Origin of the sequence: Methylobacterium nonmethylotrophicum (assembly GCF_004745635.1) — a bacterium.
GTDB lineage: Bacteria > Pseudomonadota > Alphaproteobacteria > Rhizobiales > Beijerinckiaceae > Methylobacterium > Methylobacterium nonmethylotrophicum.
In genome coordinates this window covers 265,213-272,736 of sequence record NZ_SRLB01000010.1, presented here as the reverse complement: position 1 = coordinate 272,736, position 7,524 = coordinate 265,213, and the positions used below count along the sequence as shown (strand labels likewise).

Annotated in this window: 7 protein-coding genes and 1 pseudogene; 1 reads left to right on the top strand and 7 read right to left on the bottom strand. The window is 70.9% G+C overall.

Annotated features, from left to right (window positions below; translation table 11 throughout):
• Positions 1-314, top strand: a 314-nt coding sequence (locus EU555_RS36190; RefSeq protein ID WP_167858559.1) for a hypothetical protein, incomplete at its 5' end; no start/stop codon positions are given.
• Between the two features lie 77 nt (positions 315-391).
• On the opposite strand, the gene EU555_RS15810 is transcribed toward EU555_RS36190, so the two are convergent.
• From EU555_RS15810 to EU555_RS15785, 7 genes and pseudogenes are all read right to left on the bottom strand, one after another.
• A complete protein-coding gene (locus EU555_RS15810; RefSeq protein WP_135415679.1) occupies positions 392-1,528 on the bottom strand; it encodes a sulfate/molybdate ABC transporter ATP-binding protein in 1,137 nt (378 codons plus the stop codon).
• Position 1,529: 1 nt separating this feature from the next.
• Positions 1,530-2,411: a sulfate ABC transporter permease subunit CysW gene (cysW, locus tag EU555_RS15805; RefSeq protein WP_135415677.1), complete on the bottom strand. Its 882-nt coding sequence runs from the start codon at positions 2,409-2,411 to the stop codon at positions 1,530-1,532.
• Entirely contained in the window at positions 2,404-3,273 is an 870-nt protein-coding gene (gene cysT, locus EU555_RS15800; RefSeq protein WP_135415675.1) for a sulfate ABC transporter permease subunit CysT, read from the bottom strand. The genes cysW and cysT overlap by 8 nt, the downstream gene beginning before the upstream one ends.
• Positions 3,270-4,271, bottom strand: a complete 1,002-nt coding sequence (locus EU555_RS37025) for a sulfate ABC transporter substrate-binding protein (protein ID WP_425375118.1) — start codon at positions 4,269-4,271, stop codon at positions 3,270-3,272. The genes cysT and EU555_RS37025 overlap by 4 nt, the downstream gene beginning before the upstream one ends.
• Before the next feature lie 6 nt (positions 4,272-4,277).
• Positions 4,278-5,690, bottom strand: a pseudogene (gene cysN / locus EU555_RS37020) (sulfate adenylyltransferase subunit CysN); the annotation flags it as partial.
• The gene (gene cysD, locus EU555_RS15790) at positions 5,690-6,625 is read right to left on the bottom strand and encodes a sulfate adenylyltransferase subunit CysD (RefSeq protein WP_135415671.1); all 936 of its coding nucleotides are present in this window, start codon (positions 6,623-6,625) and stop codon (positions 5,690-5,692) included. The pseudogene cysN and the gene cysD, both read right to left, overlap by 1 nt.
• The gene (locus EU555_RS15785; RefSeq protein WP_135415669.1) at positions 6,622-7,470 is read right to left on the bottom strand and encodes a phosphoadenylyl-sulfate reductase; all 849 of its coding nucleotides are present in this window, start codon (positions 7,468-7,470) and stop codon (positions 6,622-6,624) included. Before EU555_RS15785 ends, cysD begins: the two co-directional genes overlap by 4 nt.
• Positions 7,471-7,524 lie beyond the last annotated feature (54 nt).

Below are 7,524 nucleotides of genomic sequence, written 5' to 3'. Positions count from 1 at the left end.
TCAGGCTTTTGCTGTCTCTCCTGCTCGCCGCCGCACTCCGCATGGTCAGATCCGACCCGCCAAGCAGCCAAGCCGCCAAGCCGCCAAGCCGCCTGAGCGATTTCTTCACGGACGACATTTGCCGGGAGATGTCGGGGAGCGACATGACCGCCGTGGCCGACGTCATGTTCGAATACCGGCTCAACCTCTACCTCATGCCGGTCGCCGGAATTGCCATCTACGCGGCGACGGCCCTGCTGGCCTGGATCGGCGGCCGAACCTTGCGGCGTGTGGCTGGGCCGGACCTCCTAGCGCGTCGTGAGGGGCGGGATTGAGCAGAGGACCGTAGCGATTGTTACCAAAATCGCGGTTTTGGTAACAATCGCTACGGTCGATACTGGCCTGGCCGATTCTATCCCCGCGCGAACACCCGCGCTGCCCCCACCGCGAGGGCCACCCGGTCGCCGGGCTCGTAGACCTCGGTCACCTTCACCTCGACCGGGGCCTCGGCGCCGTCGAGCAGGATCTCCGCCACGGTCCCGCGGCCGGTGCGGCGCCATTCGCGCACGGTGCCGGGCAGCGTGCCGGGTCCCTGCCCGACCGTGAGGTCCCAGGGCCGCAGGCAGAGATCGACGGCGCCTTGCGGCCAGCCGGGCTCCGCCGCGATGACCGGGCGGCCGGCGACGCGGACCTGCCCGTCCGAGACCTCGGCGGCGAGGCGCGCGGTCTCGCCGACGAAGGACATCACGAAGCGCGAGGCCGGGTGGTCCTGGACCTCGTGGGCTGCGCCGACCTGCTCGATGCGACCCTTGTTGAGGATCGCGATCCGGTCGGCGAGCTCCAGGGCCTCGTCCTGGTCGTGGGTGACGAAGATCGTGGTCTGGCCGGTCTCGCGGTGGATCTCGCGCAGCCAGCGCCGCAGGTCCTTGCGCACCTGGGCGTCGAGGGCGCCGAAGGGCTCGTCGAGGAGCAGCACCGAGGGCTCGACGGCGAGCGCGCGGGCGAGCGCGACGCGCTGGCGCTGGCCGCCCGAGAGCTGGCCCGGATAGCGCTTGGCGAGGTCGGGCAGCTGCACCAGCTCGAGCAGGCGCTCGACCCGGCGGCGGATCTCGTCCTCCTTCGGGCGGTGGGCCCGGGGGCGCGAGCGCAACCCGTAGGCGATGTTCTCGAACACCGTCAGGTGGCGGAAGAGGGCGTAGTGCTGGAACACGAAGCCGACGCCGCGGCGCTGGACGGGCAGGTCGGTGGTGTCCTGCGAGCCGAAGAAAACCCGGCCGCCATCCGGGATCTCGAGCCCGGCGATGACGCGCAGGAGCGTCGTCTTGCCCGAGCCCGAGGGACCAAGCAGCGCCAGCAGCTCGCCGGGCTCGATCGCCAGGCTGACGCCCTCGAGGGCCGCCGGGCCGGCGCCGGCGTAGCGCTTGACGATGGCATCGACGCGCACGGACGTTCCGGCGTGGCGCAGGCGCTCGGGGGCGGCGACCTCGACCGACCGGACCTGCGCGTCGCGGCGCAGGGTCAGGGTGGTGGGAGCGAATCCTGCCGTCATCTCAGTGGGCTCCGCGTCCGGCCAGCGCATCCGCGTGGCGCCATTCAAGGAACGATTTTCCCGCCAGGGTGACGAGCGCCAGGAGCGCCAGCAGCGAGGCGATCCCGAACGCCGCCACGTAATTGTACTCGTTGTACAGAATCTCGACGTGCAGCGGCATGGTGGTGGTGAGGCCCCTGATTCGACCGGACACGACCGAGACCGCGCCGAACTCGCCCATCGCCCGGGCATTGCAGAGCAGCACGCCGTAGAGCAGCGCCCAGCGCACGTTGGGCAGCGTCACGGTCCGGAAGACCCGCCACGGGCTCGCCCCGAGGGTCAACGCGGCCTCCTCGTCGGTGGTGCCCTGGTCCTGCATCAGCGGGATCAGCTCGCGGGCCACGAACGGGAAGGTGACGAACACGGTGGCGAGCACGATGCCCGGCACTGCGAAGATGATCTCGATGCCGTGCCGGTGCAGGAACGGCCCGAACAGCCCCTGCGCCCCGAAGAGCAGCACGTAGATCAGGCCCGCCACCACCGGCGAGACCGAGAACGGCAGGTCGATCAGGGTGATGAGGAGGTTACGGCCGCGGAAGTCGAACTTGGCGATGGCCCAGGAGGCGCACAGGCCGAACGCGACGTTGAGCGGCACCGCGATCACCGCGACGAGGAGCGTCAGGCGGATCGCCGCCTGGGCATCCGGCTCCGCGAAGGTGTCGAGATAGGCCCCGACCCCCTTGCTCAGCGCCTCGACGAACACCACCGCCAGCGGCAGCAGCAGGAAGAGGGCCAGGAAGGCGACGGCCAGGAGGATCAGGGCGATCCGGACCGGGCGCGGCTCGGTGAGCGCCGCGTGCGGGCCGCGGGAGGGCGGCGGAATCGACGGGACGGTCTCAGACATGCCCGAACCTGCGGCGGCTGACATCCTGCACCAGGTTGATGGCGAGGAGCGCGGCGAACGACATCAGCAGCATCACGGCCGCGATGGCGGTGGCGCCGGCGTAGTTGAACTCCTCGAGCTTGATCACGATCAGGAGCGGCGCGATCTCCGAGACGAAAGGCAGGTTGCCGGCGACGAAGATCACCGAGCCGTACTCGCCGACGGCCCGCGCGAAGGCCAGCGCGAAGCCCGTGAGCATCGCCGGGATCAGCGGCGGCAGGATCACGGTGACCAGCGCCCGGAAGCGCGAGGCGCCGAGGATCGCGGCGGCCTCCTCGCTCGACCGGTCGATCTCGGCCACCAGCGGCTGCACCGTGCGGACGCAGAACGGAAGGCCGACGAAGACGAGCGCCACCAGGATGCCGAGCGGGGTGTAAGCGACCTTGATCCCGAGGCTCATCAGCGGCTCGCCGATCCAGCCGTTCGGGGCGTAGAGGCTGGCGAGCGCGATGCCGGCCACCGCCGTCGGCAGGGCGAAGGGCAGGTCGACGAGGGCGTCGATGATCCGCCGGCCGGGGAAGCGGTAGCGCGTCAGCACCCAGGCGATCAGGAGCCCGAACACCGCATCGATCGCGGCGGCGGCGAGCGACAGGCCGAACGAGGTCTTGAGCGCCGCGAGGTTGCGGGCGTCGGTGACGAGCGCCCACAGCCCGGCCGGGCCGACGCTGGCGGCGCGCAGGAGCAGCACCGCCAGCGGCAGCAGGACGAGCAGGGTCAGGTAGGTGAGCGTGATCCCGAAGGTGAGGCGGAAGCCCGGGAGCGCGCTCGGTCGCCGGAAGCGGGGTGCGGCCCGCCCCGCGGGCAGGGCCGCGGCGTTGCTCATTGGCGGGACTTCAGGATGGCGTCGAAGACGCCGCCGTCGTCGAAATGGGTTTTCTGCGCCTTGGCCCAGCCGCCGAAGGTGTCGTCGATGGTGACGAGCTTCAGCTTGGGGAAGCGGGCCAGGTCCTCCTTGGCCGCCGCCGATTCGTCGCGCGGGCGGTAGTAGTTCCTGGCGATGATGGCTTGCGCCTCCCGGGTATAGAGGAACTGCAGGTAGGCCTCCGCTTGGCGGCGGGTGCCCTTCTGGTCGACATTGGCGTCGACGAGGGCCACCGGCGGCTCGGCCAGGATCGAGAGCGACGGCACCACGATGTCGAACTTGCCCTTGCCGAATTCCTCGTCGGCCAGGAACGCCTCGTTCTCCCAGGCGATCAGCACGTCGCCGAGGCCCCGCTGCACGAAGGTGGTGGTGGCGCCCCGCGCCCCGGTGTCGAGCACCGGCACGTTCTTGAACAGGGCGGCGATGAACGCCTTCGCCTTGGCGTCGTCGCCGTTGTTCCTGGCGAGCGCATAGGCGTAGGCGCCCAGGTAGTTCCAGCGCGCGCCGCCCGAGGTCTTCGGGTTCGGGGTGATGACCTGGATGCCGGGCTTGACCAGGTCGTCCCAGTCCTTGACGCCCTTCGGGTTGCCCTTGCGGACCAGGAACACGATGGTCGAGGTGTAGGGCGTCGAGTTGTGGGGAAGACGCTTCTGCCAGTCGGCCGGCAGCTTCTTGGTGCGCTCGGCGATGGCATCGATGTCGCTGGCGAGCGCCAGCGTCACCACGTCGGCCGGCAGCCCGTCGATGACCGAGCGGGCCTGGGCGCCCGAGCCGCCATGCGAGGCGCGCACCGTCACGGTCTCGCCGGTCTTGGCCTTCCATTCCTTGGCGAAGGCGGCGTCGATCGCCCGGTACAGCTCGCGGGTCGGATCGTAGGAGACGTTGAGGAGGGCTTGCGCCTTGACCGGGGCCGGCGCCCCGGCCAGCGCCAGGAACGAGGCCCCGGCGAGGAGCGCCAGGGACGAGCCCCGGAACAGCCGGCGCAGGGAGCCGAGGAAGCCGCCGCCGGCGGGAGCCGCCCCGGCCTTCGCTTCGGTCGTCGGAGCCTCGGCCTCGGTCCCGCCCTGGGGAGCGATCTGGGGTGCCTGGACCAGGCCGAGCGCCGCCGTGTCGGTGGTCGTGCGGTCGATCAGGATCAGGCTGCCGGTGTCGCGGTTCTGCCGGTAGGCGTCGACCGCGACCTTGCGGTCGAGGCTCAAGGTGACGTCGCCGATGTCGTTGGCGCTCAAGCGTTCGGCCGGCACGCCCTGCCCGGTCTCGGTATCGATGCGCGCGCGCACCGCCTCGACCACGGCATTGGCCGTCACGGTGCCGACCTTGGCGAGGTAGGTCGCGCCCGGCGTCAGCTCGGCCTCGTTGGCCCAGAACAGCCGCACCTCGAGCCGGTCGCTCACCAACGGCGCCTGCGCGGCGGCGGCGATCACGCTGCCGCGGGAGGCGTCGACCTCGTCGGCCAGCACCAGGGTCACCGACTGGCCGGCGATGGCGCGGTCCAGGTCGCCGTCATAGGTGACGATCCGCGCCACCGTGGAGCGGGTGCCCGAGGGCGCCACCACGACCGCGTCGCCCGGGGCGATCGCGCCAGACGCGATCAGGCCGGCAAAGCCGCGGAAGTCGGAATTCGGCCGGTTGACCCACTGCACCGCCATGCGGAAGGGGGCGACCTCCTCCTCGACATGGGCCGGCACCTCCTCGAGGTACTGCAGCAGCGGCGCGCCGGTGTACCAGGGGGCGGCGGTGCCGGGCAGCACGACGTTGTCGCCGTTCGCCGCCGAGAGCGGGATGCCGGTGACCTCGGCGAAGGAGAGACCTTTCGCGAAGGCCTCGAACTCGGCCACGATCGTCTCGAACCGATCTTGCGACCAGCCGATCAGGTCCATCTTGTTGACCGCCAGCACGACGCGGCGGATGCCGAGCATCGAGACCAGCAGGGCGTGGCGGCGGGTCTGGGGGCTCAGGCCCTTCCTCGCATCGACGAGCAGCACCGCGACCTCGGCGGTCGAGGCGCCGGTCGCCATGTTGCGGGTGTACTGCACGTGGCCGGGGGTGTCGGCGACGATGAACGAGCGCCGCTCGGTCGAGAAGAACCGGTAGGCGACGTCGATGGTGATGCCCTGCTCGCGCTCGGCCTGCAGGCCGTCGACGAGGAGCGCGAGGTCGAGCTCCCCGCCCCGCGTGCCGTGGCGGCGCGAGTCGCGCTCGAGCGCGCTCACCTGGTCGTCGAAGATCTGCTTGGTGTCGTGCAGGAGCCGCCCGATCAGGGTCGACTTGCCGTCGTCGACCGAGCCGCAGGTGATGAACCGCAGCACTTCCTTGCGCTGGTGGGCGGCGAGGAACGCCTCGTAGCCGAAGGCGCGGGTGGATTGGTGCACGGTCATCAGAAGTAGCCTTCCTGCTTCTTGCGCTCCATGGCGCCGGCGCCGTCCTTGTCGATCACCCGGCCCTGCCGCTCGGAGGTGCGGGTCGCCAGCGTCTCGCCGATGATCTCCGGCAGGGTCGCGGCGTCGCTCTCGACCGCCCCGGTCAGCGGGTAGCAGCCGAGCGTCCGGAACCGCACGCGGCGCATCTGCGGCGTCTCGCCGGGCCGGAGCGGCAGGCGCCCGTCGTCGACCATGATGAGCTGCCCGTCGCGCTCCACCACCGGGCGCTCGGCCGCGTAGTAGAGCGGCACGATCGGGATGTTCTCCTGCTCGATGTAGAGCCAGATATCGAGCTCGGTCCAGTTCGAGAGCGGGAAGACGCGCAAGGACTCACCGCGCTGCTTCTTCATGTTGTAGAGGTGCCAGGGCTCGGCGCGCTGGCGCTTCGGGTCCCAGCGGTGCTGGGCGGTGCGCAACGAGACGATGCGCTCCTTGGCCCGCGAGGCCTCCTCGTCGCGGCGCGCCCCGCCGAAGGCGGCGTCGAACTTGTGCGTGTCGAGGGCCTGGCGCAGGGCCTGGGTCTTCATCACGTCGGTATGGACCTCGGAACCGTGGCTCACCGGCCCGATGCCGCGGGCGAGCCCGTCCGGGTTGGTGTGGACGAGGAGGTCGAGGCCGAGCTCCTTCGCGCGCCGGTCGCGGAAGGCGATCATCTCGCGGAACTTCCAGGTCGTGTCGACGTGGAGCAGCGGGAACGGCAGCCGGCCCGGCGCGAAGGCCTTGAGCGCCAGGTGCAGCAGCACCGAGGAATCCTTGCCGATCGAGTACAGCATCACCGGGTTCTCGGTCTCGGCGACCGTCTCCCGCATGATGTGGATGCTCTCGGCCTCCAGGCGCTGGAGGTGGGTCAGGCGGTCGAGCCCGTCGGTGCGGACTTTAAGGGCGGCGCTCATGCGGCCAGCTCCGGGTTGCTTCTGGTCGAGGACGACGCGGGGGAAAGGTTACGGTCCGACTGTGCCGGCTCGAAGGCGGCGGGCTCCTGGCCTGGGCGCAGGACCGCGCCCGGCGCTCCCGCGACGTGCAGGCCGCATTCCTGCTTGCCCGCCTGCTCCCACCACCAGCGGCCGGCCCGCTCGGGCTCGCCGACCTTCACGGCGCGGGTGCAGGGCGCGCAGCCGATCGACGGGAAGCCGCGGTCGTGCAGGACGTTGTAGGGCACGTAGTTCTGGTGGACCAAGTCGGCGATCGCCTCGCGGGTCCAGTCGGCCAGGGGGTTGAGCTTGATCAGGCCGCGGGCCTCGTCGGCCTCGGCCAGCGGCGTCTCGGCGCGGTTGGCCGACTGGCCGGCACGCAGGCCGGTGAGCCAGCCGGCGGCGCCGGAAAGCGCCCGTCCCAGGGGTTCGACCTTGCGAAAGCCGCAGCAGGCCTGCCGCGCCGCGACCGAGTGCCGGAATCCGTTGATGCCCGATTCGGCGACGAAAAGCTCCTCGGCCTCGCGCTCGGGCGCGTAGGCGCGGATGCGCAAGCCGTAGGCGGCTTCCGTCTCGGCCCAGACGTCGTAGGTCTCGGGGAAGAGCCGGCCGGTATCGAGCGTGACGATCTCGGCCCGCGACTTCGCCATGCGCAGGGCATGGGTCAGGGCCTGATCCTCGAGGCCGAAGCTCGTGGTGAAGACCAGGCGGCCGTCCATCGTCGCGTCGATCAGCGCGAGGCGCTCCGGCAGGGCGAGGGGACGCAGGCGCGCCGCCAGCGACTGCGCAAGGTCGGCCTGCGCCGCACGGTCGAGGGGGAGGGTCATGGGGAGCACGGGAATGGCTGCTTGTCGGACCCGGTAACTGTTCGCTATACCGAA

Bases quoted from the DNA above. Each gene is read 5' to 3' on its own strand.
- EU555_RS15810 (WP_135415679.1), bottom strand. From the start codon at position 1,528: ATGACGGCAGGATTCGCTCCCACCACCCTGACCCTGCGCCGCGACGCG.
- cysW (WP_135415677.1), bottom strand. From the start codon at position 2,411: ATGTCTGAGACCGTCCCGTCGATTCCGCCGCCCTCCCGCGGCCCGCAC.
- cysT (WP_135415675.1), bottom strand. From the start codon at position 3,273: ATGAGCAACGCCGCGGCCCTGCCCGCGGGGCGGGCCGCACCCCGCTTC.
- cysD (WP_135415671.1), bottom strand. From the start codon at position 6,625: ATGAGCGCCGCCCTTAAAGTCCGCACCGACGGGCTCGACCGCCTGACC.
- EU555_RS15785 (WP_135415669.1), bottom strand. From the start codon at position 7,470: ATGACCCTCCCCCTCGACCGTGCGGCGCAGGCCGACCTTGCGCAGTCG.